General features: G+C 62.1%; 30 protein-coding genes. 7 read left to right on the top strand and 23 right to left on the bottom strand.

Annotated features, from left to right (window positions below; genetic code table 11):
- Positions 1-395 precede the first annotated feature (395 nt).
- The 18 genes from FD715_RS00705 to secG form a co-directional block, all read right to left on the bottom strand.
- The gene (locus FD715_RS00705; protein WP_147103745.1) at positions 396-1,574 is read right to left on the bottom strand and encodes a DegT/DnrJ/EryC1/StrS aminotransferase family protein; all 1,179 of its coding nucleotides are present in this window, start codon (positions 1,572-1,574) and stop codon (positions 396-398) included.
- An 89-nt stretch (positions 1,575-1,663) separates the two neighbouring features.
- Complete coding sequence (locus FD715_RS00710) at positions 1,664-2,962, bottom strand: FAD-binding oxidoreductase (RefSeq protein WP_147103748.1); 1,299 nt, start codon at positions 2,960-2,962, stop codon at positions 1,664-1,666.
- Between the two features lie 46 nt (positions 2,963-3,008).
- Positions 3,009-4,370, bottom strand: coding sequence for a glutamine synthetase family protein (locus FD715_RS00715; RefSeq protein ID WP_147103751.1), 1,362 nt, complete (start codon positions 4,368-4,370; stop codon positions 3,009-3,011).
- Entirely contained in the window at positions 4,363-5,052 is a 690-nt protein-coding gene (locus FD715_RS00720; protein ID WP_147103754.1) for a type 1 glutamine amidotransferase, read from the bottom strand. The genes FD715_RS00715 and FD715_RS00720 overlap by 8 nt, the downstream gene beginning before the upstream one ends.
- A gap of 39 nt (positions 5,053-5,091) precedes the next feature.
- Positions 5,092-6,426 carry a glutamine synthetase family protein gene (locus FD715_RS00725; RefSeq protein ID WP_147105111.1) on the bottom strand — a complete coding sequence of 445 codons (1,335 nt, stop codon included), beginning with the start codon at positions 6,424-6,426 and terminating at the stop codon, positions 5,092-5,094.
- 48 nt (positions 6,427-6,474) lie between these two features.
- On the bottom strand, positions 6,475-7,281 hold the full coding sequence (locus tag FD715_RS00730; RefSeq protein ID WP_147103757.1) for an ABC transporter permease: 807 nt from the start codon (positions 7,279-7,281) through the stop codon (positions 6,475-6,477).
- Positions 7,278-8,162 carry an ABC transporter permease gene (locus FD715_RS00735; RefSeq protein WP_147103760.1) on the bottom strand — a complete coding sequence of 295 codons (885 nt, stop codon included), beginning with the start codon at positions 8,160-8,162 and terminating at the stop codon, positions 7,278-7,280. Before FD715_RS00735 ends, FD715_RS00730 begins: the two co-directional genes overlap by 4 nt.
- A gap of 51 nt (positions 8,163-8,213) precedes the next feature.
- Positions 8,214-8,930, bottom strand: coding sequence for a transporter substrate-binding domain-containing protein (locus FD715_RS00740; protein ID WP_147103763.1), 717 nt, complete (start codon positions 8,928-8,930; stop codon positions 8,214-8,216).
- Positions 8,931-8,957: 27 nt separating this feature from the next.
- A complete protein-coding gene (locus FD715_RS00745) occupies positions 8,958-9,731 on the bottom strand; it encodes an amino acid ABC transporter ATP-binding protein (protein ID WP_223274686.1) in 774 nt (257 codons plus the stop codon).
- A 124-nt stretch (positions 9,732-9,855) separates the two neighbouring features.
- Entirely contained in the window at positions 9,856-10,587 is a 732-nt protein-coding gene (locus FD715_RS00750; RefSeq protein WP_147103769.1) for a phosphate/phosphite/phosphonate ABC transporter substrate-binding protein, read from the bottom strand.
- Complete coding sequence (locus tag FD715_RS00755; RefSeq protein WP_147103773.1) at positions 10,584-11,018, bottom strand: TerB family tellurite resistance protein; 435 nt, start codon at positions 11,016-11,018, stop codon at positions 10,584-10,586. Before FD715_RS00755 ends, FD715_RS00750 begins: the two co-directional genes overlap by 4 nt.
- A 24-nt stretch (positions 11,019-11,042) precedes the next feature.
- Positions 11,043-11,477, bottom strand: coding sequence for a TerB family tellurite resistance protein (locus FD715_RS00760; RefSeq protein ID WP_147103775.1), 435 nt, complete (start codon positions 11,475-11,477; stop codon positions 11,043-11,045).
- 6 nt (positions 11,478-11,483) lie between these two features.
- The gene (rlmJ, locus tag FD715_RS00765) at positions 11,484-12,257 is read right to left on the bottom strand and encodes a 23S rRNA (adenine(2030)-N(6))-methyltransferase RlmJ (protein WP_147103778.1); all 774 of its coding nucleotides are present in this window, start codon (positions 12,255-12,257) and stop codon (positions 11,484-11,486) included.
- A gap of 167 nt (positions 12,258-12,424) precedes the next feature.
- Positions 12,425-13,045, bottom strand: a complete 621-nt coding sequence (locus FD715_RS00770) for a ferric reductase-like transmembrane domain-containing protein (protein ID WP_147103781.1) — start codon at positions 13,043-13,045, stop codon at positions 12,425-12,427.
- 9 nt (positions 13,046-13,054) lie between these two features.
- Positions 13,055-13,546 carry a twin-arginine translocation pathway signal gene (locus FD715_RS00775; RefSeq protein ID WP_147103784.1) on the bottom strand — a complete coding sequence of 164 codons (492 nt, stop codon included), beginning with the start codon at positions 13,544-13,546 and terminating at the stop codon, positions 13,055-13,057.
- Between the two features lie 100 nt (positions 13,547-13,646).
- A complete protein-coding gene (locus tag FD715_RS22415; protein WP_189799381.1) occupies positions 13,647-13,802 on the bottom strand; it encodes a hypothetical protein in 156 nt (51 codons plus the stop codon).
- A 173-nt stretch (positions 13,803-13,975) separates the two neighbouring features.
- Positions 13,976-15,619 (bottom strand): CTP synthase, encoded by a 1,644-nt coding sequence (locus tag FD715_RS00780; protein ID WP_147103787.1) that lies wholly within the window; start codon positions 15,617-15,619, stop codon positions 13,976-13,978.
- A 160-nt stretch (positions 15,620-15,779) separates the two neighbouring features.
- The gene (gene secG, locus FD715_RS00785; RefSeq protein ID WP_147103791.1) at positions 15,780-16,145 is read right to left on the bottom strand and encodes a preprotein translocase subunit SecG; all 366 of its coding nucleotides are present in this window, start codon (positions 16,143-16,145) and stop codon (positions 15,780-15,782) included.
- Positions 16,146-16,260: 115 nt separating this feature from the next.
- Between secG and nthA the strand changes: the two genes are divergently transcribed.
- From nthA to FD715_RS00800, 3 genes are read left to right on the top strand one after another with little or no spacing between them, the layout of a single operon-like run.
- A complete protein-coding gene (gene nthA / locus FD715_RS00790) occupies positions 16,261-16,878 on the top strand; it encodes a nitrile hydratase subunit alpha (protein WP_147105114.1) in 618 nt (205 codons plus the stop codon).
- Complete coding sequence (gene nthB / locus FD715_RS00795; protein ID WP_147103794.1) at positions 16,875-17,549, top strand: nitrile hydratase subunit beta; 675 nt, start codon at positions 16,875-16,877, stop codon at positions 17,547-17,549. Before nthA ends, nthB begins: the two co-directional genes overlap by 4 nt.
- A complete protein-coding gene (locus tag FD715_RS00800) occupies positions 17,546-17,854 on the top strand; it encodes a nitrile hydratase accessory protein (protein ID WP_147103797.1) in 309 nt (102 codons plus the stop codon). The genes nthB and FD715_RS00800 overlap by 4 nt, the downstream gene beginning before the upstream one ends.
- Before the next feature lie 60 nt (positions 17,855-17,914).
- On the opposite strand, the gene FD715_RS00805 is transcribed toward FD715_RS00800, so the two are convergent.
- A complete protein-coding gene (locus FD715_RS00805) occupies positions 17,915-18,313 on the bottom strand; it encodes a DUF6524 family protein (RefSeq protein ID WP_147103800.1) in 399 nt (132 codons plus the stop codon).
- Between the two features lie 172 nt (positions 18,314-18,485).
- On the opposite strand from FD715_RS00805, the gene FD715_RS00810 reads away from it, so the two are divergent.
- Genes FD715_RS00810 through FD715_RS00820 form a run of 3 tightly spaced genes read left to right on the top strand, consistent with a single transcriptional unit; the run spans position 18,486 to position 20,426 of the window.
- Entirely contained in the window at positions 18,486-19,778 is a 1,293-nt protein-coding gene (locus FD715_RS00810) for an adenylosuccinate synthase (RefSeq protein ID WP_147103803.1), read from the top strand.
- Between the two features lie 9 nt (positions 19,779-19,787).
- Positions 19,788-20,003, top strand: coding sequence for a DUF2842 domain-containing protein (locus FD715_RS00815; RefSeq protein ID WP_147103807.1), 216 nt, complete (start codon positions 19,788-19,790; stop codon positions 20,001-20,003).
- Between the two features lie 42 nt (positions 20,004-20,045).
- The gene (locus FD715_RS00820; protein WP_147103811.1) at positions 20,046-20,426 is read left to right on the top strand and encodes a glyoxalase superfamily protein; all 381 of its coding nucleotides are present in this window, start codon (positions 20,046-20,048) and stop codon (positions 20,424-20,426) included.
- A 49-nt stretch (positions 20,427-20,475) separates the two neighbouring features.
- On the opposite strand, the gene FD715_RS22420 is transcribed toward FD715_RS00820, so the two are convergent.
- Positions 20,476-22,641, bottom strand: a complete 2,166-nt coding sequence (locus tag FD715_RS22420) for a hypothetical protein (protein ID WP_189799382.1) — start codon at positions 22,639-22,641, stop codon at positions 20,476-20,478.
- A 137-nt stretch (positions 22,642-22,778) separates the two neighbouring features.
- Between FD715_RS22420 and FD715_RS00835 the strand changes: the two genes are divergently transcribed.
- Complete coding sequence (locus FD715_RS00835) at positions 22,779-23,498, top strand: thiamine diphosphokinase (RefSeq protein ID WP_147103819.1); 720 nt, start codon at positions 22,779-22,781, stop codon at positions 23,496-23,498.
- Here the strand turns inward: FD715_RS00835 and FD715_RS00840 are convergent.
- From FD715_RS00840 to FD715_RS00850, 3 genes are all read right to left on the bottom strand, one after another.
- Positions 23,416-24,333 (bottom strand): DMT family transporter, encoded by a 918-nt coding sequence (locus tag FD715_RS00840; protein WP_147103822.1) that lies wholly within the window; start codon positions 24,331-24,333, stop codon positions 23,416-23,418. The genes FD715_RS00835 and FD715_RS00840 overlap by 83 nt on opposite strands.
- Positions 24,334-24,648: 315 nt before the next feature.
- Entirely contained in the window at positions 24,649-26,022 is a 1,374-nt protein-coding gene (locus FD715_RS00845; protein ID WP_147103825.1) for an L-serine ammonia-lyase, read from the bottom strand.
- Entirely contained in the window at positions 26,022-26,729 is a 708-nt protein-coding gene (locus FD715_RS00850; RefSeq protein WP_147103827.1) for a glutathione S-transferase family protein, read from the bottom strand. Before FD715_RS00850 ends, FD715_RS00845 begins: the two co-directional genes overlap by 1 nt.
- Positions 26,730-26,758: the final 29 nt, after the last annotated feature.

Here is a 26,758-nt window from a genome sequence, read left to right on the forward strand (position 1 = left end):
CCGGGCGAAAATCATTCAAAATACAATGGTCGTGCCGCAGGATGGCCCTTGGTCAATAGCAAAGGTCGGGTCAGTCCGGTGCGGTGGCGATGTCAAAAGTTACACGTCGAAACGCGTGCCTTGCGGCGTATAAAACCCCTGAAATTCTAGTTTCGCGATAGTGGTTTGCCAGCGGATGCTGACAGCCGAAGACGTAGCAAGGGCGGATCCGGGTGAAAATGGAGAAAGCAAGGGTCTCAATCTGCGGTGGGCGGTCATTCGCGCCCGTCTGGGCGCAGGTTTGCGCATGACGTTACGATAACGATTTAGTCAGCTTGAAACGACAGCACTGTTCACAGCGCCGGGCCCCGCGCAACAGCTGCACAACGCATCCCATGACATGAGGAATTTTGCCCCTAGGCCGCGCGCTGCTCTGTCGCTTTTGTCACCGCAGCGCACAAGACGTCCGCAACCGCATCAAGCGTGTCTGCCGGCAGATGCACCGGCAGCCGCACATCACAGGCCCGCATCAACATGGCCCGGGTCTGCGGCAATTCGGGCAAATCCGGAATAAACTGCCAGTTCCAGAAGGCACGCGCATTGTCGGTGCTGGCCCCGAATACCTGCACCTTGACCCCTTGCGCGCCCGCAGCGGCAACAAAAGCATCTACTTGCGCGTCTGTCATGTCGACCAAGTTGAATTGGATGGAATCCGGTGCGCGCACCTCGCCGGGCAGTGGGTCGGGCACATGGATGTGATGGCTTTGCTGCAGCAAGGCGGCCACATGGTCATGGTTGCGCCGCCCATCCGTCACCCGCTGCGCGAGGTGGGGCAATTGCGGGCGGATCACTGCTGCGCTCAGGTTCGACATGCGCAGGTTGTAAAGCGGCCACTTGTTCTGGTGCGGGGCAAAGGCATCCTGCAGCACCGGGTGCTTCTTCCAATTGTGTTCGTAGGCGCCGGACATGATGATGGCGCGCGCCACCAGATCGGCATCGTCGGTGATCATGATCCCGCCTTCGCCCGCGTTGATCATCTTGTAGGACTGGAAGGAAAAGCACCCGATTGTGCCAATCGTCCCGATCTTTTGCCCGTTCCAAAGCGTGCCAAGCGAATGCGCCGCGTCCTCGATCACTGGAACATGTGCGGCGCGGCACAGCGTCATGATCGCGTCCATGTCGGAGGTATGACCGCGCATGTGGCTGATGATGACGGCCTGGACGGTGGGCAGCTTCGCCACGAAATCGTCGATGTCGATGCGGTAGTCGTCGCGCACTTCGCACAGCACTGGCAGGCAATCAGCGTGGAGGACCGAGGACGGGACAGCTGCAAAGGTAAAGCCGGGGATCAGCACGCGCGCATCGCGGGGCAGGTCCAGCGCCTTGAGCGATAGAAAGAGTGCCGCCGAACACGAGGATACGGCTAGCGCGAACTTGCTGCCCATCATCTCGGCAAATTCGGCCTCCAGCAGAGACACGGGTGCATCCTGTGGCGCGGTGTAGCGAAACAGATCGCCTGAGTTCAAAAGCCGGTCAATCTCGGTCCGCGCGGCTGCGGGGATGGGTTCGGCAGAGTGCATGTCGGGCAGAGGCATATTTCAGAATCCTTATGCTCGGTTTTGAGTTTTCTAAATCCGATAGGCGCAAAAGGAAACGGTTTTGTGACGGGCGGGTCCGTTTTTAGCTAGAAACCAAGCCTGTCGCGCAGGCTATACCATGTCATGGCAAGCACCAGCAGCGGGCTGCGCAGCCGGACCCCGCCCGGAAAGGGTGCCGCAGGAATGGCGGCCATGACATCAAATCCGTCCGACTGCCCCTGTACTGCCTGAGCTATCAACATACCGGCATGCGTCGCGGTGCCGACCCCGTGGCCGGAATAGCCTGACGCGCTCACCATATTGGGGCTAAGCCGCGCCACATAGGGCAGGCGCTTCATCGTGATGGCCAGTGTGCCGCCCCAGGCGTAGTCTATGGGCACGTCGGCGAGGTGGGGGAAGATCTCGGACATCGGCGCGCGCACCTTGGCCGCGATGTCGGTTGGAAAGCGGTAGCCATAGGTTTCACCGCCGCCAAACAGCAGGCGGTTGTCATGGCTGAGCCGGAAGTAGTTGATGACGAACCGATCATCGGCGACGGCGATGTCGCGAGCCAGCACGCGGTCAGGCTCATCCAACGGGGCTGTGGCTGCGATAAAGTTGTTGATGGGCATCACGCGGGCTGCGACGCGGGGGTTCAATTGGCCCAGGTAGCCATTGCACGCCAGAATGGCGTGGTCGGCGGTGACAGTGCCTGTACCCGTCCGCACTGTGATCTGCGGACCCTCGGTGATGCCGGTCACCGTGCTGCCTTCGCAAATCGTGACGCCCGCATCCTCTGCCGCACGCGCCAGACCCAGGGCAAACCGCAACGGATGCAAGTGCCCGGATTTCGGGTCGATCACCCCGCCTCGATAGGCAGGCGACGGGCAGATGGCATGAAATGCGTCGCGGTCCAGCACCTCGACCTGATAGTCATAATGCTGATCCATATGCGCGGCATAGGCGTGCAGGTCCTCGACATCACTATCGCTCTCGGCCGTCCAAGCTACGCCGGGCCGATAGAAACAGTCGATCCCGTGCGCGTCGATCAGGTCGCGGACAAGGTCAGTGGCCTCCAACCCCATATCCCAGAGCGCGCGCGCGTCCACCTGCCCAACCAGCTTTTCAAGGTACGGCTGCTCGACCCGCTGCCCGGTGCCAAGCTGGCCCCCATTGCGCCCCGACGCGCCAAACCCGATCCGTTGCGCTTCAAGCACCACCACCTTACGACCCGCCTGCGACAGATGCAGCGCCGCGGACAGCCCTGTATATCCTGCACCCACGATACACACATCCGCACGTACCTCGCCCTGCAGCGGCGCGCGCATGTCCGGAATGTCAGCCGTGGCTGCATACCAGCTGCCGGGATACCGGCCGGGACAATCATTGGCCGTAAGAAGGTCCATGCTTCCCTGTTTCCAAAAAATCCTCCCCGAAGGACCGGGCTGCTGCCTAGACGTTCAGCAGCAAATGCTCGCGCTCCCAAGGCGAGATCACCTGCAGAAACTCGTCATATTCGGCGCGTTTCACAATCGAATAGACGCGCGCGAATTCTGTTCCCAAAACCTCGTGCAGATCGGTGGCTTGATCAAACATATCAAGGGCCGAGCCCAGAACGCGCGGAATGTCCCCATCGCCCTCATACGCATCCCCCCGGAACTGGGCTGAGGGCCTCTGTTCCTGGATCAGACCTAGATACCCGCAAGCCAGTGAGGCCGCGATGCCAAGATACGGGTTACAATCCATCCCTGCGATCCGGTTCTCGACCCGCCGCGCCTGCGGCTCGGATAGTGGGATGCGGATGCCGGTCGTTCGGTTGTCGCGCCCCCAGGCGAGGTTGATCGGGGCGGCATGGTCCTTCACATAGCGGCGGTAGCTGTTGACGAAGGGGGCCATGACGGCAAGGGCCGCGGGCAGGTGGGTCTGCAAGCCAGCTATGAAGTGAAAGAATGCGTCGGTGTCACCTTCCTGCGGGCCGACAAACAGGTTCTGGCCGGTCTCCATATCGATGATCGAGTGATGGATGTGCATGGCACTTCCGGGCTCGCTCGCGATGGGTTTGGCCATGAAGGTTGCAAAGCAGTCGTGGCGCAGCGCCGCCTCACGGATCAGACGCTTGAAATAGAACACCTCGTCGGCAAGCTTGACCGGATCGCCGTGGCGCAGGTTGATCTCAAGCTGGCCCGCGCCGCCTTCCTGCGTGATCCCGTCAATCTCGAACCCCTGCGCTTCGGCAAAATCATAGATGTCGTCGATCACCGGGCCAAACTCGTCCACGGCCGTCATCGAATATGCCTGCCGCGCGGCGGCCGGGCGGCCAGAGCGGCCCACCATCGGTTCGATCTCTTGCGCCGGATCAAGGTTGCGCGCGATCAGAAAGAATTCCATCTCGGGCGCTACCACGGGTTTCCAGCCCCGATCCTTGTAAAGCTGCACCACACGCTTCAGCACATTGCGGGGGGAGAAGGGCACCGGGTTGCCCTTGCGGTCATAGGCGTCGTGGATCACCTGCAGCGTCCAGTCACCGGTCCAAGGCGCTGCAGTGGCCGTCGACATGTCCGGCTTCAGGATCATATCCTTTTCGATGAACCCATCGTCATCCGCCGCCTCGCCCCAGTCACCGGTGATGGTCTGGTAAAAGATGCTGTCGGGCAGATGGAAATAGTCCTGCCGCGCGAACTTGCTGGCGGGCACTGCCTTGCCCCGCGCGATGCCGGGCAGGTCCGCGATGATGCACTCGACCTCGTCCAGCCGCTTGCCTTCAAGGTAAAGCCGCGCTGCTTCGGGCAGCCGTGTGGTCCAGGGTTCAGACATCGACGCGCGCCCCCTGTTTCAGAAAGGCAACCATGTCTTCGGCCACCTTTTGGCGTTGGGTTGGCACGCCCAGTTGGGCGCGGGCCCCCTCGATCAACGGGGCAGGCACGACGCCCGGCGCTCGGTGCTTCGCCAGCGCTTCGACCATCTCCGAACCGAATTCGGGGTGGGGCTGGATGGTCCAGATACGGTCGCCGTAGACAAGCGCCGCGTTCTCGCAAAAGTCGTTCGAACCAATGACCTTGGCTCCTGGCGGCACCTCAACCACCTGATCCTGATGCCATGCGTTTACCGCTACCGTCTCGCCTTTGTAGGTGTATTCGCGCCGACCCACGGACCAGCCGCCATCGAACTTGACGACCTTGCCGCCCATGACTTGCGCGATGATCTGATGACCAAAGCAGACGCCAATCATCGGACTGCCCGAGACATGAATGGCGCGGATCAGATCCTCGAGCGGCGGTATGAACGGGTGATCCTCATACGCCCCATGTTTTGAGCCTGTCACCAACCAGCCGTCGCACACTTCCGGTCCGTTGGGAAACTCCATGTCGACCACGTTGAAGGTCTGGAAGTTAAAGCCGTGCCCGTCCAGAAGGCGCGCGAACATGGCGTCATAATCGCCCAAGCTGCCCAACACTTCGTCGGGCGCGTGGCCGGTTTGCAGAATGCCGATTTTCATGGATCACCTGATGGTTACGCGGCGAAGATAGTGCGCGGCTCAGACGCTGTCGAGGTAGATTTCGGTTTGTTCCTCAGGGCTGAGATCGGCCATGTGCTTCGCCTCCTGCCGCTTGGTCATCAGCATGTTTCGGATCAGTTCTGCATCGAAGATGCGGGCGATCTCCGCGCTGTTTTCAAAAGCGGCCATGGCCTCGTCCCACGTGCCAGGCACTTGCGGTAGATCCTGCGTGTAAGCGTTGCCGGCGATCGGCGCGGGCGGTTCCGTTGCGTCTTTGATCCCGTTCATCGCCGCCCCCAGCACTGCGGCAATGGACAGGTACGGGTTGACGTCGCCCCCGGCCAAACGATGCTCAATCCGCCGCGCGACGGTCGGACCAGAGGGTACACGAATGGCCGCCGTGCGGTTTTCGTAGGCCCACGCGATGCCCGTCGGCGCATGCGCGCCCGGTACAAGGCGGGCATAGGAATTGGCGTGCGGCGCAAAGACCAGCATGGACGCAGGCATCGCCGCCAGACAGCCCTGAATGGCGTGGCGCAATGCGTCACTGCCTGCGTCGGTGCCGTCATCAAAAATGTTCTTGCCGTCCTGATCCAGCACCGAAAAGTGCATATGCAACCCGTTGCCCGCATAGTCGGGGTAGGGTTTGGCCATGAAGGACGCTGCAAACCCGTGCTTGCGCGCCAGCCCCTTGACCAGCATCTTGAACAGCCACGCATCATCCGCCGTCTTCAGCGCATCGGGCTGGTGCACGAGATTGATCTCAAACTGCCCAAGCCCGCTTTCGGAAATCGCGGTGTCGGCGGGGATGTCCATCGCCTCGCAGGCGTCGTAAAGCTCGGTAAAGAAGTCGTCGAAAGCATCGAGTGTGCGCATCGACAGGATCTCACCCGCCACACGGCGCTTGCCCGAGCGCGGCGATGGCGGCACCCGCAACCTGCTACCCGCATCGTCGATCAGAAAAAACTCAAGCTCGACCGCCACCACCGGGACCAACCCCTTGTCGGAAAACCGCTTTTGTACGTCAGCCAAAGCATGACGCGGATCGCCCATAAAGGGGCGGCCGTCCTCGTGGTACATCCAGATCGGCAGCAATCCCGTGGGCGTATTGAGCCAAGGCATCGGGACAAAACCACGCTCGGTCGGGCGCAGAACGCCGTCGCGATCGCCGCTCTCCATGACAAGCGGGCTATCCTCAATATCCTCGCCCCAGATGTCGAGGTTCAGAACAGACATGGGAAAGCGCGTGCCGTCCCGCGTGACCTTATCGGCAAAGCGCACCGGCATCCGTTTGCCACGTGCCACGCCATTCAAATCCGCCGCCGCCACGCGGATCGCGCGGATTTCCGGATTATCGACAAGCCAATCGTGCATCATGCTCTTCTTCTGACTAAAAATACCAAAGCCGGAGGCACAAAATCTTCACCTGATCAGGTTCATGCGCAGTTTCATCTTTTGGCGCGTATTGGCGGGCAGATGGCGGTTCAGCCGCCGGTTCACGAGCCCGAAGATACCGATGATCACCAGCGTCAACAGGATGAAATACCCGGCCAGGATCGGGTAAGGAATGAACGGGTTGAAGGTCTTGTCCGCAAAGTAGTTTGCGTAATAAAGCGCATCGCCCCGCTGCTGCCACGCCGGAAAGCCCGAGAAGTACACGAGCGTGGTAGCGTGGAACAGAAAGATCGCTTCGTTCGTATATGCAGGCCAACCCAGCCGCAGCATGGTGGGCCAGACAACGCGCTTGAAACGTGGCCAGCCGGACAGGCCATAGGCATCCGCCGCTTCGACCTCACCCTTGGGGATAGACTGCAGCGCGCCATAGAAAATCTCCGCCGAATAGGCGGCCGTGTTCAGGAACAACACGATCAGCGCGCCCAGCCATGCGGCGGAGAACGGGTCGAAGAAGGGGTGCACGCCCTTCAGTTGCAGGAACAGGAAGTAGGCAAAGAAGAACTGAATAAACAGCGGTGAGCCGCGGAAGACAAAGATGAACCATTCCGAGGGTTTGCGGATCAGCTTTGACTGCGCGTTCTTGCCCATGGCAACCGCCGTGGCCAGCATGAAGCCAAAGACCAGCGCCAGAAGGCCGAAATAGATATTCCAGATCATGCCTGACCCGATCAGGGTGAACTGCTGGCACAGCGTGAAGTCCTCACGCGGCAAGAGCCGCTCGCCAATGCCGATGGAACGCAGGCCGTAGTCGGCGATGGTTTGCAGACAACTCATGTTGCCGCCTTCCGCTGCGCTTCACCGCCCGTTGTGGCCTGTCCACGGGTCAACCGCACCATCAGCCGGTCCAGCACAATCTCGGATACGCGGGTGAACATCAGGTAGAAGACGAGGAGCGCAAGGAAGTACCACATGCGCCAGTCACCATGTGGATACTCGGTAAACCGCGAGGTTTTGGTCCCGCCCAGCTCGCGCGCCCAATAGACGATGTCCTCGACCCCCAGAAGGAAGAGAAGCGGCGTCGCCTTGATCAACACCATCCACAGGTTCGACAGGCCGGGCAGGGCATAGACCCACATCTGTGGCACCATCACGCGCCAGAATGTCTGGCGCGGGGTCATGCCGTAGGCTTCGGCGGTCTCAAGCTGCGCCTTGGGCACGGCGCGCATGGCGCCAAAGAGCACGTTGGCAGCAAAGGCCCCAAACACGATGGCAAAGGTCAGCACGGCCAGGCCGAAACCGTAGGTTTCGTGGATCCATTGCGGCGCGTTGCCCAGCGGCATCTTGGCAGCCGCACAGACGACAAAATCATTGCCCTGACGGACAGGCTCGGTCCAGTCGGGACAAATGGCGCGGTGGCGCAGGTATTCGATGGCCTGGTCCAGCGCGATCACGAAGAACAGGAAGAACGCGATGTCGGGCACGCCCCGGACAATCGCGATGTACCCGCGTCCCAGCCACGAAACCGGCGCGATGCGCGAGCGTGCGGCAGATGCCCCGGCAAAACCGAATGCCAGCGCCGTTGGTGCCGTGATGGCCAGCAAAAGGAAAACAGTCAGCACAGACCAATAGATCGACATGTGCTTGCCTGTGGTCAGGTAACACGCCATCCACTGCCAGTCGGGCAGGATGCTGGGATCGGTACAGAAGGAAAACATGAACGCCAGAAAAAGGAGGGCGGAGGTGTCCTCCGCCCTACCAAGAGGTCTTTAGAAGCCGTCGCCGATTTCCCATTTGGCGATCAGCGCGTTCAGCGACCCATCTTCCTTCATAGAGGTGATGGCGGCGTCGAACTTCTCTTTCAGCTCGGTGTCGCTTTCGCGCAGACCCAGACCGATGCCGCCGCCGATCAGCTCTTCCTTGTCGAGCATCATCAGGTCGGCGTCTTCGTCCGCGATGGGCGTCAGGAACGCCTTATCGGCCAGAACCGCGTCCGCTTCGCCGTTTTTCACAGCAGCGATGGTTTCTTCAGGCGTTGCGAACTCGACCAATGTCGCGCCGGTTTCGGCGATGAAGGCGGCCTGGATCGTGTTGGCCTGTGCGGCCAGCACGCCGCCCTCCAGATCGACGTCAGCCGACATTGCGACATAGGCGGATGGGTCGGGCAGGGTGTAGTTCTGGGTGAAGTCGATAACCTCGTCCCGCTCATCCGTGATGCTCATGCCCGCGATGATCGTGTCGTAGTTGCCGGACACGAGGTTGGGGATGATGCTGTCCCATTCGTTGGTGACCCACTCGCAGGTCAGCTCGGCACGTGCGCACAGCTCGTCGCCCAGCTCGCGCTCGAATCCGTCCACTTCACCGGCATCGTTGATGAAGTTGTACGGAGGGTAGGCGCCCTCGGTCCCCATGCGGACAACGTCCTGTGCCATGGCCATGCCGGCGGTCATCGCCATGGCCGCGGTGGTCAGAAGAATGGATTTCATGAGTGATACTCCCGTTGATTTGTATGTTTACGCAGCGTGGGTTGCAGAGAGAAACCCGCGCAGTCGTTCTGATTTGGGGGCGCCGAACAGATCGTCGGGCGCCCCTTGTTCTTCGATCCGGCCCTGGTGCAGAAACACGACATGGTCGCTCACGTCATGGGCCAATTTCATGTCATGGGTGACGATCAGCATCGTGCGGCCTTCGGCGGCCAAGTCCTTGATCACCTTGACAACTTCCTGTTCAAGTTCAGGGTCCAGCGCGCTAGTCGGTTCGTCAAAAAGTAGCGCCTCGGGTTCCATGCAAAGCGCGCGCGCGATGGCCGCACGCTGCTGTTGTCCACCGGACAACTGCGCCGGATAGACGTCGCATTTGTCCCCGATACCCACCTTGTCGAGGTAAGCCCGCGCCGCCTTTTCGACCTCCGCCGGGTCGCGGCGCAGGACGGTGACCGGGGCCTCCATCACGTTCTGCAGGATCGTCATATGGGCCCATAGGTTGAACTGCTGAAAAACCATCGACAAGTTCGTGCGGATGCGCATCACCTGCCTGGCGTCGGCAGGGCGACGGCCGTGATCGCGACCTTTCCATGTGACCGGTTCACCCTTGAAGAGCACCTCGCCCTGCTGGCTGTCTTCGAGCAGATTACAGCAGCGCAGAAGCGTGGACTTGCCTGATCCGGACGAGCCGATCAGCGACACCACATCGCCCCGTTTTGCCCGAATATCCACGCCTTTCAGCACCTCAAGGGAACCATAGGCTTTGTGCAGGTTGCGGATTTCAATAACAGCAGTGTCGGACACGTGGGGCAGCTACGTCTGTTTCGATCAGACGGTATAAGGGAGGAAAAGATGTGCCTTGTCCACGGGCAAAAGGAACGTTTTGCCTGCCATTTGCGCAAATTGACGTTGGGTGACGCCGGATTGATCAGGGCGCAGGCGGTATGGACAATGCGAGGTAGGCGGCGGCCGCGATGTCGACCAGCCCCTTCAGGCGCAGGGCGGATCTGTCTGCCGGTGATAGCCGCGCTATTGCCATGCGCAGGGCGTCTGCCAGTGGCGCGGGGTCTCGGGTCTGCGCGGTGATGTAGGGCAGTGCCGGGGTCGGTTCTGTCCGGTCGAATGCGTCGAGCCATGCTGCACTGTCCGGGTGAGCATCTGCCCAGAGCAGGTAGGTCACAGCGTCAACGGCAGCGTAGTCGGCGCGTCCGTTGCGGACCGCTTCGAGGCTGGCGACGTGACTGCCTGTGGGCCGGGTCTGCCTCGGAGTATCCGGTGACATGTGTGCGATGGGTGCTGCCCAGCCGGATTGCGACAGACCATCGTTGAAGGCCATAATGCCCTGATTGCAAAGGGCTTTGAGGCTGCGTGTGTCTTCGCGCCTTCGAATGAGGTAGCTGAAATAGTGGCCGGGCGGACAGTCTGGCAGATCGTAATCTGGCGTGCCGACCAGCGCCACATTCCCATGCAGCTTTGCCCGGTAGGGCAAGCCGCAAGTCTGGGCCAGAAGCAGGTCGGGCGACTGCCAGATGCGCCAAAGATCATCGTTCCGGGTGAGGGTTTCGGGACCATATCCAAGGGCCGCGCGTATGTCCGCCCAGAGCCGATCATGGGCGCCCCGAATATGCGGCATGTCATACATGCCGAGCGATGCGATCATCCGCTGACGCGCTGGCGCGCCTTTGCGCTGTCTTGGTCGGTGATGCCCAGTAGGTTGGTGACGAGGCGTAGGAGCGCGTCTTCTTCCTGCGCGCGTTGCCCGTCGGCCAGAACGACCTTCCATAGCGCTTCTATCACGGCGAGGCGGTCCTCGTAGGCGACGGCGTCTTTGATGGCGCGGGTAAAGCGCACGGTGTCGGGCGCCTCGGTCTCCATTGCTTCTGCTTCGGCACGCAAAGCCTTGGCATCATTGATAGAAAGCCCGAAGCGGTCCTGCGTGATCTGGTCGATCAGCGTCTGTTCGTCGCCGGAATAGTCGTTGTCAGAGCGGGCCACGCGCACCAACAAAGCCGTGAGGGCCAGCCGGGCATCGGCGTCTTGCAAGGGGGCGGGCTCGGGCTGGATCAGCCGCTTTAGGAGGTCTTGGAACATGTGTGCGATATAAGCCGGAAGCGTCTAGTCGCCAAGCGCTTGCGTGCGGATCGCGGCACTGTCATCGGGCGTGATGGCGAGGGCGGCTTCGATCTGGTGCAGCACGTCCTCTTCGATACGGGCGTGCTCTCCGTCTGCCAGAAGTACCTGCCACATGGCCGATGCGAGCATGAGGCGATCCTCGTAAGCGACTGTTTCCCTGAGGATATCCGTGAACTCCGGCGTGCCGGGCGCGTGCCGTTCCAGCGCTTCGCAGGTGGCGCGCAGCTTGGCAGCATCGAGCGGTTTGAGATTGAAAGTGGCGGCGAGTATCTTGTCGATCGCGGCCACTTCGGGGGCCTGATATTCACGGTCGGCCATGGCGACCCGCACCAGCAATGCGCCGAGGGCGAGTTGCGGTGTCGGTTCCGGCAGGGGTTTGGTTTCTTTAGGTCTTTTGGGAAAGAGGCGTTCGAACATGGGCGGTCACTTCAGCTTGTCGAAATGAGTTTTCAGAATTGCGGCCGCTTCGGCAAGACCGAAGGGCGGGCGGATCACAAACAGGCCGGATCCCACCATGCCGTGGCCTGGTTTTGCTGGGAGGAAGCGGACCTCGTGGCGGAGGGCGTCAGGGTGATCTTTCACAAGGGATTTCAACATGTTGTCATGTGCATTTGATGTCAGGATCGGATACCACAGGGCGATAATACCCACATTCCAGGCGCGTGCATATTTCCGGATATGGCCGGGAATGGTCTGGTAGTCGTCCTTCACCTCAAAGCTCGGGTCGATAAGCATCAGGCCCCGGCGCGGCGTGGGTGGCAGGATCGAATGCGCCATGGCGAAGCCGTCGGCACAGTGGACCTTGGCCGTCGGCAGCGCCAGTTCTAGGGCGTTGCGCTCGGCCGGGTGCAACTCGGCGATGGTCATGCTGTCAGTGTCGCGCAGCGTTTGGGCGGCGATGAGCGGCGAGCCGGGGTAGGCGTTTTGTCCATGTAAGTCAGTGGTTTGTGTTAGGCACTTCGTGTAAGGATGGTCGGTGGAAAACCAGTCCTTGGCGCGTGCAATGCCTTGCGCGGCTTCACCGGTTTTCACTGCTTCCTCGGCGCTCAGATCATAGAGCGCACGCCCCCCATGGGTCTCGACATAGCTGACCGGTTTGTCCTTGCGCGTGAGGTAGGCGAGCATCCAGGCGAGCAGGCAGTGCTTGTGAACGTCGGCGAGGTTTCCGGCGTGGTAGATGTGCTGGTAGCTGAGCATGGGCGCTTATGGCCCGAGGGGCACTATACGCGCAACGGTTAACGGGCCATGCGCGGGATCGAGGTGAAAATGCGGGTTAACGCAAGAAAAACAAGGGAAATGTGCTACGCACCGCGCGTACATCCCCTGTGCACCCCCGGTACACCGGTTTGGCGCAAATCCTATGGTTAACGGTGCGTACGCTCCGAAGTGTTGCCAAAGCGTAAACGGGGCCAAAGCCCCTTGGTCCGCAGAATGCGGCCCATGGCGAGCAGGATCAGGAGGCCGAGGATCCATTTTGTGACAGGCTCCATCGTGCCCTCGATCTGCAGGGCGTGGAGGACGGTGCCGCCCGCAACCGCAAATGTCAGTGCGACGTGCAATCTGCGCCAGTTTTGCAGCCGGATGGGCAGGCGCTTGCGCAGCGCGGCGACGAGGGCAGCGGCGAAGACTGCCCACATGGCGATGGCGCCCCAGATGGCGAAAGGGGTTGGCGAGCGGAACAGCAGGACGTCGACCACGTCCGGTGGGCTGGTGATCCACAGGCCCGCCACATGGCCGACGACGGCGAGGACGAGCAGCACGCCGGTGACGCGGTGGACGCGGCGGCTGCGGGCCGGGGGGAGGCCGGGCAATTCGCCAAGCGCCAGGAGCTGTTGAAGAAAGATCAGCGCCATACCGATGATTCCTGCAAAGCCGGACGCGATGTAGATTCCCTCGCGCCATTGCAGAAGCGGGCTGAACGCCGCGGCCACAATCGGGGTGAGGAGTGCAAGGGCGAGGCCGGTCCAGATCAGGGCGGCGCGCATGGGGCTGGCTCAGGCCGGGACCAGCACGAATTGCACGTCGAGCGTGGTGTCAGAGGCGCTGGCCATGATCGGGCGCAGGAACACCGTCTCGAACCCGTTGTCGTCAAATTCGGCGTCATAGGCGAGGTGCCCGTGGGGCTGGCCGAAGGCGGGCACGATTTGCGGCATGTCCATCTGAAAGCGACCCTGTGCGTCTGTGAGCGTCGCGCCGTGGCTGCGCTCGTCCCGCTCATGCCCTTCGGTTGTGTGGGCCCACATCTGGATGCGCGCGTTTGGGATTGGTGCGCCATCGCCTGCGCGCAGGACGGTGCCGGTCATCAGAAAGCCGCCACCGCCGATGCGGTCCACGATGGGCGCGCCGGGGCGGTAATTGTTTGCGCCGCCGCGCATCGTTGGCGTGGGGGCGAGCCCCTGGGCGCGGGCAGGCAGGGTGAGGCCGGTGGTGAGCATCGCGGCGGAGCCGGTTGCAAGCAGGGTACGTCGGGGCATTGAGGTGGTCATGGTCATGTCTCCTCAGTTGGCGTTGCCATTGAGGTAAGAGGGTAACACGCCAGATAAACCTGCGTCACGCGGTCGTGATGCAGGGTAGTTGGGCCGCGCCCTAGTCCCTGCGGTTGCTTCGGAAATGGGACCGGTATCGCTGTTCTTCCTGCACCTGGCGGGCGTAGCGGCGGTCCATATGGGCCATCTTGGCGACGAAGATGGCCATTGCGAGGAAGATGTTCAGGGCGATGAGGAACGGGATCAGAACAGACATGCACAACCTTTGCCGAGAGAGTGTTGGCAAAGAGTGTAGGACGGGTGGACAGAATGTCGCACCATTTTTGCGGTTTGGGTGCGTGGTGCGCGAACCCGGCATCGTCGGGATGCCGGAACCGCACACCCTACGGGCGTTTTGATGTCCGATGTGGCAGATTGCTGAAGGGTAAGTCAAACCAGTCGGCTGACATCCTTGGCCGCGCGCACGAAATCCTCGAAGAGCGGGTGGGGATCGAAGGGCTTGGATTTAAGCTCGGGGTGGAACTGCACGCCGATGAACCACGGATGATCCGTCCATTCCACAATCTCGGGCAGGCGACCGTCAGGTGACATGCCGGAGAAGCAAAGGCCCGCTTTTTCAAGCTGTTCGCGGTATTTGATGTCCACCTCGTAGCGGTGGCGGTGGCGTTCGTCGATGGCCGTGGTGCCATAGACTTGTGCTACCCGTGAGCCGTCGGTCAGCGTGGCGTCATAAGCTCCAAGCCGCATGGTGCCGCCTTTGTCGTCGCCGACCTTGCGTTCGACCTTGTGATTGCCCTGCACCCATTCCTTGAGGTGGTAAACAACCGGCTCGAAGCGCTTTTTGCCCGCTTCGTGGTCAAATTCCTCGGACCCTGCGGCCTTGAGGCCCGCGACATTGCGCGCCGCTTCGATCACGGCCATTTGCATGCCCAGACAGATGCCCAGATACGGCACCTTGCGGGTGCGGGCGAATTCTGCGGCCTTGATCTTGCCCTCGGTCCCGCGTTCGCCAAAGCCACCAGGGACGAGGATGGCGTTGAACCCTTCGAGGTGGGGTGCCGGGTCTTCGTTGTCGAAAAGTTCCGCGTCAACCCATTCGACTTTCACTTTGACCCGGTTGGCCATGCCGCCATGGGTCAGCGCCTCGGCAATCGATTTATAGGCGTCTTCGAGCTGGGTGTATTTGCCGACGATGGCAACCTTTACTTCGCCTTCGGCGTTGTGGATGCGGTCAGACACGTCTTCCCATTTGCTGAGGTCGGGTTTGGGCGCGGGCGAGATCTGGAAGGCGTCGAGCACGGCCTGGTCCAGCCCCTCGGCGTGGTAGGCGAGGGGGGCATCGTAGATGGTGCTAAGGTCTTGGGCGGCAATCACGCTGTCGGGGCGCACGTTGCAGAAGAGGGCCACCTTCTCGCGCTCCTTGGCGGGGATCGGCCCCTCGGACCGGCAGACCAGGATGTCGGGCGCGATGCCGATGGAGCGGAGTTCTTTCACGCTGTGTTGGGTCGGTTTGGTCTTCAACTCGCCCGAGGCGGCGATGTAGGGCAGCAGCGTCAGGTGCATAAAGATGCACTGGCCGCGCGGTTTGTCCTGGCTGAACTGGCGGATGGCTTCGAAGAAGGGCAGACCTTCGATGTCGCCCACGGTGCCGCCGATCTCGCAGAGCATGAAGTCGACCTCGTCATCGCCGATCTCGATGAAATCCTTGATCTCGTTCGTGACATGGGGGATCACCTGGATCGTTTTGCCCAGGTAGTCGCCGCGCCGCTCCTTTTCGAGGACGTTGGAATAAATGCGGCCCGAGGAGACGGAATCGGTCTTGCGGGCGGCGACGCCGGTGAAGCGTTCATAGTGGCCGAGGTCGAGGTCGGTTTCGGCGCCGTCGTCGGTGACAAACACCTCGCCATGCTCAAACGGCGACATGGTGCCGGGATCGACGTTCAGATAGGGGTCCAGCTTGCGCAGACGTACGGAGAAGCCGCGCGCCTGCAAAAGCGCACCCAAAGCGGCTGAGGCGAGCCCCTTGCCCAGCGATGACACAACGCCGCCCGTGATGAAAATATAGCGTGCCATGTTCGGTGCATCCCCCGTGGTTCAGTCTGGCCAAAAGCCGCTGTGAGTGAACGCGCAGAATGCGTTCCCCACGGGGCCTCAGTATAGCAGGATTCGGTTCAAAGGGGCAAGGATGCCGCAACATGATGTTGCAGCTTTTCCCGTGCCCGCAAGGTTTTGTTTAGTCGGCGCTTGGCACCAGCGGTGCGCTGTCATCCGCACTGGGGGGCAGCAGGTCACTGCCCGGCGGCACCAGATCGTCCCCGGGCACGTTCTGTGCGGGCGGCGTAATGCCCAGTTGGTCAATCACCGAGGTGCCGGACGCATTTTGCGCCGCAATTATCGTGAGCGTGATCGAGGTGATGGTGAACGCAATGCCCAAAAGCCATGTCACCTTGCCCAGTGCCGTGGCCGGGGGGCGTCCCGCGGTCGCGCCGCCGCCACCGCCGCCCATGCCAAGCCCACCCCCTTCGGAGCGCTGCATCAGCACCACGGCGATCAGGCCGAGGGCGAGGATCAGGTGGATGATCAGGACGACGTTTTCCATGGAAGCGTTTGGCTCTCTGCTGCGCGATGGGCGGTATCTAAGCAAGTTTGGGATGGGGGGCAAGGGCGGTTTGGGCCTCTGGACAATTGACGGTGGGGCGGCCCATGATCGGGTCATGCCACATGACCATTCCGACCACGATCACCCGCATTCGCTGCTGCCCCCGGACCCTGCGCTGCGGGTCAAGGCGCTGGAAACCATCCTGACGCAGAAGGGGCTGATTGATCCCGCCGCTCTGGACGAGATCATCGACACCTATGAAAACAAGATCGGGCCAAAGAACGGCGCGCACGTGGTCGCGCGTGCCTGGTCCGATCCTGATTTCAAGGCTGCGTTGCTGGAGAATGCTGACCCGGTGCTGGCGGAGATGGGGTACTATGGCCGTCAGGGCGAACACATGGTGGTGGTAGAGAACACGGAATCCGTCCACAACGTGATCGTCTGCACGCTCTGCTCTTGTTACCCGTGGCCACTGTTGGGCATCCCGCCGGGCTGGTACAAATCGGACGCCTATCGGGCGCGGGCCGTGCGTGAGCCGCGCAAGGTGCTGGCGGAGTTCGGTGTGACGCTGCATAAGGAGCAGGCTGTGCGGGTTTGGGATTCGACTGCTGAGGTGCGGTATCTGGTGCTGCCTAAGCGGCCCGAGGGCACCGATGACATGGACGAGGCCGCGCTGACGGCGCTTGTCACACGCGACAGCATGATCGGCTGCGGATTGGCGGCCCGCCCATGACACGCATCCACGATATGGGCGGACGGTTCGGTGATGGACCGGTTGTGTCCGAGCCTGAACATGTGAAGTTTCACGCCGACTGGCATCCGCGTGCGCTGGCGATCACTCTGGCTTGTGGATCGCTGGGGCTTTGGAACCTCGACATTTCGCGCCATGCCCGCGAACGGCTGACGCCCAAGGATTATGGGCGGTTCTCCTACTATGAAAAGTGGATGGCCGCTCTGGCGGATTTGCTGGTCGAGACAGGGGCCGTGACCCGCGCGGAGTTGGAACAGGGCACGTCCGATGGCGCGAGTGACCTGGCTGACAAACGATTGGCCGCAGCGGCGGTCGCGGGCGTTCTGGCCAATGGCGGGCCTGCGACGCGCGACAGCAATATCGCCCCGATCTTTGCTGTGGGCGATGAGGTCCAGATCCGTTCTGTCCCCGAGAACGTGATGGTGTCCGGCGGGCACACACGGCTGCCGTCTTACGCAGCCGGGGCCACCGGGACGATTGTCCGCCTACATGGCGCGCATGTCTTGCCCGACAGCAATGCACACCGGCTGGGTGAGGCGCCTGAGCCGCTTTATGCGGTGGCTGTCAAGGCGCGGGACCTCTGGGCGCACCCGGAACATCCCGACGACGAGGTGATCCTCGACCTTTGGCAAAGCTATCTGTCGGCACCATGAGGCCCGAACCTGTTTTCGAAGCGCCGTGGCACGCGCAGCTTTTTGCGCTGACCGTGCATCTGAACGAGGCGGGGCATTTTGCGTGGTCCGACTGGGCGGAGCGCTTCGGCGCAACGCTCAAACGGCACGGGCTGGAGAAAGAGCTGAACGGCGGCGACGACTATTTCATGGCGTGGCTCGCAACACTGGAAACCCTTCTGACGGAAACAGGCGCTGCCGAGGCGACGGCGCTTCGCGACATGCGCGCGGCGTGGGAGGCGGCCTATCTCCGCACGCCCCATGGCGCACCTGTCACGCTCGATTGAGCTTTCACTTTGCCAGATAAACTCCGGGGGTGAGGCCGCAAGCCGAGGGGGCAGGCCCCCTTACAGCTCGTCGACATCATCCATGTCGGTCTGACCGGAAAGCCTGCGGCGCACGTGGCTCCAGTTCAGGCCAATGCCCAGAACCAGAGACAATGCAAACAGCCCCAGCCATGTGTTAACGCTGTTGTTATCGAGCGCGAGTAGGCCCAGATCGGAAAGCACCCAGAGCCCGGCGCCGACCACTGCAAGCACCAGTGCCACCCCAAAGCCGCCGATGGAGCGGAGCGTGGCGCGCAGGTAGATGATGTAACAGATCAGCAGAAGTAGCCCGCACAACACGGCGATGGACAGGTTGGCCGACCCATACTGCAGGGCCCAGGACACGTAGTTGTATTCGGTGGGATTGTATGTCGCGGCGAGGAGGCCGAAGGCAAAAAGCCAGCGTGCGAGAAAGCCCATAGTGCGGTTCCTTGGTCGTAGTGATGCTTTGATGGACCGGATGTGGCGCGTGCTGCAAGCTGCGGGAGCCTCCGGGGCGCGTATTTTTAGTAGGAAGAAGACGAGATAGCGGTTTGCCTCTGGGCCGCGCATCGGTATACGGGCGCGGGTTTGCTTTCTGAAAGGGCATCAAATGGCCAATGTGGTGGTTGTCGGCGCGCAATGGGGCGACGAGGGCAAGGGCAAGATTGTCGATTGGCTGAGCGAGCGGGCGGATGTGATCGCGCGCTTTCAAGGCGGGCACAATGCCGGTCACACGCTGGTTATTGATGGCGAGGTCTACAAGCTCCATGCGCTGCCGTCTGGTGTTGTGCGCGGCGGCAAGCTGAGCGTCATCGGCAACGGTGTGGTGCTGGACCCCTGGCATCTTGTGTCCGAGATCGAGACGCTGCGCGGGCAGGGGGTCGAGATCACGCCCGCGACCCTGATGATTGCCGAGAACACGCCGCTGATCCTGCCCATTCATGGCGAGTTGGACCGTGCGCGGGAATCGCAGAATTCTGTGGCGAAGATTGGGACGACGGGTCGCGGCATTGGCCCGGCTTACGAAGACAAGGTGGGCCGCCGTGTGGTCCGTGTGGCGGATCTGGCCGACCAGACGACGCTGGAATTGCGGGTGGACCGTGCCTTGGTTCACCACGATGCGCTGCGGCGGGGACTGGGTTTGGACCCCGTGGACCGTGATGCGTTGATTGCCAAGCTGAAAGACGTGGCGCCCGCTATTCTCGAATATGCGGCCCCCGTTTGGAAAGTGATGAACGAAGCGCGCAAGGCGGGCAAGCGTATCCTGTTCGAAGGGGCGCAAGGCGCACTTCTGGACATTGATTTCGGGACATATCCCTTTGTCACCTCGTCCAACGTGATTGCGGGGCAGGCTGCGACCGGCGTCGGCATGGGCCCGGGCAGCATTGATTTCGTGCTGGGGATCGTAAAGGCCTATACCACCCGTGTGGGCGAAGGGCCGTTTCCGACCGAGTTGGAGGATGACGACGGGCAGCGCCTGGGTGAGCGGGGGCATGAGTTTGGCACCACCACGGGGCGCAAGCGGCGCTGCGGGTGGTTTGATGCCTGCCTTGTGCGCCAGACCTGTGCCACGAGCGGTGTGAACGGGATTTCGCTGACCAAGCTGGATGTACTGGACGGCTTCGAGACGCTGAAGATCTGTGTGGGCTACGAACTGGATGGCGAGACACTAGATTACCTGCCCACCGCCGCCGACCAACAGGCGCGCTGCACGCCTGTCTACGAAGAGATGCCAGGCTGGTCGGAATCGACCGAGGGTGCGCGCAGTTGGGCCGACCTGCCCGCCAACGCCATCAAGTATGTGCGCCGGGTCGAGGAGTTGATCGACTGCCCGGTCGCCCTACTCTCAACCTCGCCCGAGCGCGAGGACACGATCCTGGTCCGGGACCCGTTTGCCGACTAGGGAGGCCCCATGGCGCTGCGCTACAAGACCCGAAAACGACTGTCGCTGCTGATCCTGATCGTGGGGCTGCCACTCTATATCATCGTAGCGGTCAACATTGTTGCTCTGTTCGAGCGGCCCTCTGTGCTGGTGGAGTTGCTTGTGTATGTCGGGCTTGGGGTGCTTTGGGCGTTCCCGTTGAAGGCGGTGTTCAAGGGGATCGGTCAGGCGGACCCTGACGCCTGAACATGTGCTATTGTGGTGGTGCCCCGGACAAAGGACACCTCCATGCCCCGATTTTCCTCACCGATCCCGATCCTGCGTAGTTTTAACGAGGCGCAGGCGCGCGCGTTTTACCTAGATTTCCTCGGGTTCGAGGTGACGTTCGAGTTCCGTTTCGAACCAGGCACGCCGCTCTACATGGGTGTGCGCCTGGGTGCGTGCGAATTGCACCTGTCGGAGCATTTCGGGGATGCCAGTCCGGGTGCGTCTATTCGGATCGGCGTAGACGACGTACACGCTTATTGCGCGGCGCTGAATGCCAAAAAGTATCGGCATGCGCGCCCCGGAGTGCAGCGACAGCCCTGGCATATGGACGACATGACTATTGATGATCCCTTTGGCAACAAACTGATCTTTTGTGCGGACGTGCCGCAGGAAGCCGAATAGGAAAGGGCGGCCCGTTGGAACCGCCCTGATTTTCGGTTCTATATTGGGATCAGCCCGCTTCGCGTTGATCCGGGCGGTAGCCGATGTCGCCGGTGACGGCAAAGCGGCCGCCTTTGATCTTTTCGATCTTGCCCGCGCGCAAGAGCTGGCCGAAGGAGCGCAAGCCATCTTCGCGGCTGAAATCATCCTGCTCCACCTGACGCACCTTGGTCATCAGTTGCGGGCGCGAAAACTGGTCGCGGCCCTCGACGAAACTCAGGTAGCTTGCCGCCGCTTCAAGCAGGGCGGGTAGGTCGGTCGCGCCCATTTCCGCGGCGTAGTCTGCAAAGCTGCCTGCGTCCTCGGAGTTGGCCGCCTCTTGCACAGCGGCAACGCGGCGGGGGCTGACGGGGCCTTTGGGGGCTGCGTCGATGTCGACGCGCTGTTCGGCCACCAGCTTGAGCGGCGCCGGGCGGTCGGTGCCCGGGCGTGCGGCGCCGTCCCGGCGCGCGGCGGGGCGGCGCGGTTTGACGACGGATGCCAGGTCGGAGCGGAATGCGCCCTCTTCCTGTTCGTCCTTTTTCCCGATATCAGCGTCGGCCTTTTTCGCCATGACGGCGGCCTTGAGGTGTTGGAAGGCATTGCGGCGGCGCGAGCCTTCGGGCTCTTCCATCTGATTGTCGGCTTCGGCCATCAGTCGTTGCACGTCGTCATCCTTGACCGCTTCGGCATCCGCGTCGGCGGCGACCTGATCCGTCGTGTCTTCGAGCGTCTCATCCTCAACGGCTTCAACTGTGTCAGACACGGCGTCATCGGCTGCGGTGTCGCCTTGTTCGGCGCCGTCCACCTCTGGCAGTTCGGCCTCGACCTCGGCCAAGTCGGCGAGGAGTTCAGCCTCTTCCGCCTCGGACAGGGTGCTGCCCGCAGGTGCGTCGTCTTCTGTCACCTCTTCGAGTGCGCCGCTTGCAATGGCGGCGTCGATGTCGGCGCGCTTGACCTTGATGACACGGGCGCGGGGTTTGGCCGGGGCGACGTCCGCTGCGGCTTCCTCCGCCGCCTCATCAAAGATGTTGTCATCTTTGTCTTCGTCCGCAATGGGCTGTTCATCATCTGCGGCCATCAGGGCAGCGAGTGTGTCGAGACCAAGACCTTCCTCATCGTCCTGCGCCCTTTCAATCATGGGCTCAGGCTGGGTTGGATCTTCGGCTTCCGCCTCAGTGTCTACCTCTGGCGCCGCTGCTGTGAGCGCGGCATCCGCGGCGGCCTCTATAGCGTCTTCGTTCGCGCTCTCGTTTTCGAAACGGGCAAGGATGTCTGCGATGGGATCGTCGTCTTCATCTGCTGCGGTGGGTGCAGCGTCCTGATCCTCTATTGCAATTTCCTGTGTCGGCTGCGGTTCTGCGTCGGCCTCATCTGCAGTGGCGGTGAAAGCATCGGCGTGTTCGTCTTCGAACATGTCGTCTTCTTCCGCCTCTTCTTGGCTTTGCGACACAACGGCGCGGATGCGCTGCAGCTTCGCGGCGATGCTGTCGGGCGCAGGAGGAGCGTTGGAGACAGGCGCGGCAACAGGTTCGGCGTCGACCGTTTCGTCCTCGAAGGAGGTTGTATCCGCCTGTGCGCTGGCAAAGAACTCTTCGGCTTCGGCTTCGGCTTCGGCTTCGGCTTCGGCTTCGGCTTCGGCTTCGGCTTCGGCTTCGGCTGCCTGTACTGGTTCAGCGTCCACTGCTTCGACTTCTACCGGCTCTGCGGCAACGGGTGCTGCGTCCAGCGGTGCGGCCTCTTGAGGCGCCTCGGCGACCTCCAAGCCCGCTGCTTTCTCTTCCTCAATGGTCGGCGCTGCCTGCTCCGTGGCGGCGGCTGCGTCGACTTCCGGGGATGCTGCCTGAGGTTCCGGTGCCGGATCTGCTGCGCGGGCAACTGCGGGCGCTGCGATTGCTGCGGCGAGGGCGGCGGGAGATGCCACGCTGGCCTCTGGCGTTTGCGCTTCTGCGCTCAGGAAAATGCGACCTTCCTGTTGCCGTGCTTCGACGCGGCGCGAGATCTCGCGTTCCGCGATACGGGCCAACATCTCGGCATCGGGTTGGGGCGGTTCGGCGCCGAAATACCTGTCGTCGGCGGCAAGGTCGCGGAAATACTCCGCAATCGCCTTCATCGTGCCAAAGCTGTCGTCGAATCCTTCCAACGTGCACGAGAACGTGCCGTAGGAGACTGTCAAAATCTTATTATTATTCATCATCGGATGCTCGTCCTCTGCTGATATGCAAAGATCTGACTAGGGGTTATGCCGGGCGAAACCGGCCCGAATCTGTGCCATGAACGGTATCATTTCAGGGCGACATTGTGATCTATTTCCGAAAGTTGCATTAATTTGCCATGATTCCACCCCTCATTCAAAGTGATGATCCCGTGGCCCTGTTCGGCGGCGGAGAGGCCAGCATGGCCGATGTTGAAGCCGTGCAGGCCCTAGCCCGCCACTTTGTCGCCGCCGACGGCGGTGCCGCCCTGACCGTGCAGGCTGGGGTCGCGCTGGATGCTGTGATCGGGGATTTCGATTCCGTGTCGGCGGACGTTCTGGCGCACATACCGCTAGAGCGGCAGCACCATATCGCGGAGCAGGACAGCACGGATTTCGACAAGGCGTTGCGTCATATCTCTGCCCCGATTGTGCTGGCCGTAGGGTTTCTGGGCGGGCGTGTGGATCATCAGCTCGGCTGTCTGAGCGTGCTGGCCCGGTATCCGGAGCGTGCGTGTATTCTGCTTGGGCAGGACGAGATCGTGATGCTGTGCCCGCCGCGACTGGACCTGCCGACCCTGCCGGGTGACGTTGTGTCGCTGGTGCCGCTGGCGCCGGTTCAGGGCACGTCCATCGGGCTGCGCTGGCCAATTGACGGGCTGCAGTTTGATCCGATTGAACGGATCGGCACATCCAATGAGGCGGAGGGTCCGGTGTCGCTGACCATGAAGCAGCCAACCATGATCCTGATCGCGCCGCGCCGTTGTCTGAAGCCTGTTACGCAGGCGCTGGTGCAGGCGCTGCCAGACGCGCGATGGCCCGCTCGCGCAGCACGATGTATAACCCCGCCGCAATCGTGATGCAGATGCCGACCGCGGCAAGCCCGTTCGGTAGGTCGCGGAACACGATGAAGCCGATGATCGTGGCAAAGGGGATTTCCAGATATTGCATCGGCGCCAGTGTGGCCGAGGGCGCGTAGCGCAGCGACCATGTCATCAGCAGATGCGCGAGAGTGCCCAGCAAGCCGATCGCCAGCAGCAGCGTCCATTCCATGCTGTCGGGCCGGATCAGTTCGATGCCAGGGATGTCGCGGCCCTGCAGGAGAAACACGAGCGGTCCCATGATCACGACTGCCATCATACCGCTGACGGCCTGCAGGCCGATCGGGTCCGTTTCCTTTGCAATCTGGCGCGTGACGAGCATGAAAACCGAAAAGTTGATGGCCACAAATACGGGCAGCAGCGCGGGCCAGCCCACCTCGACAAAGCTGGGCTGTACGACCAGCAATGTGCCAATGAACCCGACGATGCAGGCCATCAAGCGGCGGCTGCCGACCTCTTCCCCCAGGACGTATTTGCCCAGCAGCAGCATGATGAAGGGCATGACAAAGGCGATGGCGACGGCGTCCGCGAGTGGTAGATATTGCAGGGCGGTGAACATGGCGCCGATGCCGAGGATGTGCAGGACCGTCCGAAACAGTGTCAGTCGAAAGACGCGCCCGCGCATCCGCCACAGCCGGCGTCCGGCCCAGACGATGGGGACGAGGATGATGACCTGCACGGCAAAGCGGATCAGGACGAGCTGGCTGAGCGGAACCGATTGGCCCAACACCTTGGCCACCGCGTCCCCGACCGGAGCCACGATGCAAAAGCCCAGCATCAGAAGGATGCCGAGAAGAGGGCGGTCCTGAGCCATGGCGCTACGCTAACCGCTGGTGAACGGAGTGCAACAATTGGTTTGGGGCGTTGTTGACGCGGTTCGGCGTCAGCGGTTTGGAGTTCTGGCCGGGGGTGCTCTCTTGGCTGTGCCAATTCGCCCACCCGCCGACCCTTGGATGCGTCAGCTTCGGCTTCAGCAAGACAAATTGGCCGCGGCTGCGCAGGCAGACGCGGCCAGTGGTAAAAGCTGCCAGCCACCCCGTGGAGCATGTATGCGCGGAAGTCTCCTGGCTGCGCAGACAAACGTCGCCGATGGCTCGCGCGGCTTTCGCTTTTCACGCGGAGAAAGGCTTCAGCAGTTGGGCACGTTGACCGCGAGGCCGCCGAGCGACGTCTCCTTGTACTTCTCGCTCATGTCCGCCCCGGTCTGTCGCATAGTTTCTATGCAGGCATCGAGGGGCACGAGGTGGGTGCCGTCGCCGCGCAGGGCGAGGCTGGCGGCACTCACCGCCTTGATCGCGCCCAGGCCGTTGCGTTCGATGCAGGGCACTTGCACCAGCCCTTTGACCGGATCGCAGGTCATGCCGAGGTGGTGCTCGAGCGCGATTTCGGCGGCGTTCTCGATTTGCTGCGCCGTGCCGCCCATTACGGCGCAGAGCCCGGCGGCGGCCATGGCGGCGGCACTCCCGACTTCGGCCTGGCATCCTGCTTCAGCGCCCGAGATCGAGGCGTTGTATTTGACCAGCCCGCCGATGGCGGCGGCGGTGAGCAGGAAGTCCTCCACATGCGCTTCGGACGCGCCGGGGACGTGGTCGAGATAGTAGCGCAGGGTGGCGGGCAGCACGCCGGCGGCTCCGTTTGTGGGCGCCGTCACCACCTGGCCGCCTGCGGCGTTTTCCTCGTTCACGGCCATGGCATAGACGCTCATCCAGTCGTTGATCGTGTGGGGCGCGGTCAGGTTCATGCCGCGCTCAGCCATCAGCTTGTCGTGGATCCCCTTGGCGCGGCGTTTGACCTGCAGACCGCCGGGTAGCGTGCCTTCTGTGCTCAGTCCCCGGTCGATACAGTCGCGCATCACCTGCCAGAGCCGCTTTGTCCCGGACCGCAGATGCGGATCGCCGTTGCGCGACACCTCGTTGGCGCGTTTCATCTGGGCGATGGATTTGCCCGACGCTTCGGCCATGTCCAGCATCTCGGCGGCGGACTTGAATGGGTAGGGGACTGGCGCACCTTCGTCCGTGGCTTTGCCCGCGGCCAGCTCTTCCTCGGTCATCACAAAGCCGCCGCCTATGGAATAGAAGACCTGGCGCAGGGTCACGTCACCTTGTGCGTCGGTCGCCATCAGGATCATACCATTGGCGTGGCCGGGCAGGGGCGTGTCGTAGTCGAAGATCAGGTCAGTATTGGGATCAAAGGTGAGGGGTGGCAGGTTGTCGGGATGGAGCGTGTGCGTCTTAGCAAGTGCGGCTAGCGTCGCTTCGGCCTTGTCGTGATCGTAAGTGTCCGGCACGAACCCGGCGAGGCCGAGGATCGTTGCCCGGTCCGTGGCGTGGCCCACGCCCGTAAACGCAAGCGAGCCGTGGAGTGACGCCCGAACGCCTGCGAATTGAAAGGGCGAGGCACGCATCATGTCCAGAAAGCGTGCAGCAGCCACCATGGGCCCCATCGTGTGGGAGGAAGAGGGGCCGATGCCGACCTTGAACATTTCGAAGACGGACAGGAACATCAGACGGCGGATCCTTTGGGCGGGGTGGGCAGGGTTGGGCGGGAGAAGGGCGTTGGCCCGAGACCCTCGGCGGTTGCGACGGCTTGGGCCGCGGGTCGGGTTTCGATCTGGACCGCCAGCCGGGATAGGGCGGGATACGCGGCAAGGTCAAACCAGGACGTCAGGCCAGGCGGGTAAATCGCACACCACCGGACAATCGATGCCATGTAGCAGTCAAGGATCGATGGCATGGCAGAGATTGTCTGCGTGGCAAGGTAGTCATCCACCATGTGCAGCGCGCCCGGTAATGTCATTGCGCTGCCGCGCGGCGCGGTGACCTGCGTCCGCAGTCCGTGCTGCGCCTGAGCATCGTCGCTGACATATTTCGCAGGGTAGAACAGCATGCGTAACTGAGCGTGTAGCGTGTTGGAGACAAAGAACAGATTGCTCAGAAACCGCGTGCGTGCCGGATCGGAAGGTGCCGGTGCCATGCGGCCATGGGTGTCTGCCAGCCACAACAGGATGGCAGCGGTTTCGAACATAACACCGTGCGGCGTCTCAAGCGCGGGGATCAGTCCTGCGGGGTTGAGCGCGCGATAGGCTGCAGCGTCGTGGGCGCGCGCAGCACGGTCCACAAGCGCGGTTTCATAGGGAACACCCAGTTCTTCGAGCGTAATTCGCACGATGAGCGAGGCGTTGTCGGGCGCGTAGTGCAGAACGTAAACCATGAGCGCTATGTAACCTTTGCCCTGCCGTG

The sequence above is a fragment of the Tateyamaria sp. syn59 genome, from assembly GCF_007995245.1.
GTDB lineage: Bacteria > Pseudomonadota > Alphaproteobacteria > Rhodobacterales > Rhodobacteraceae > Tateyamaria.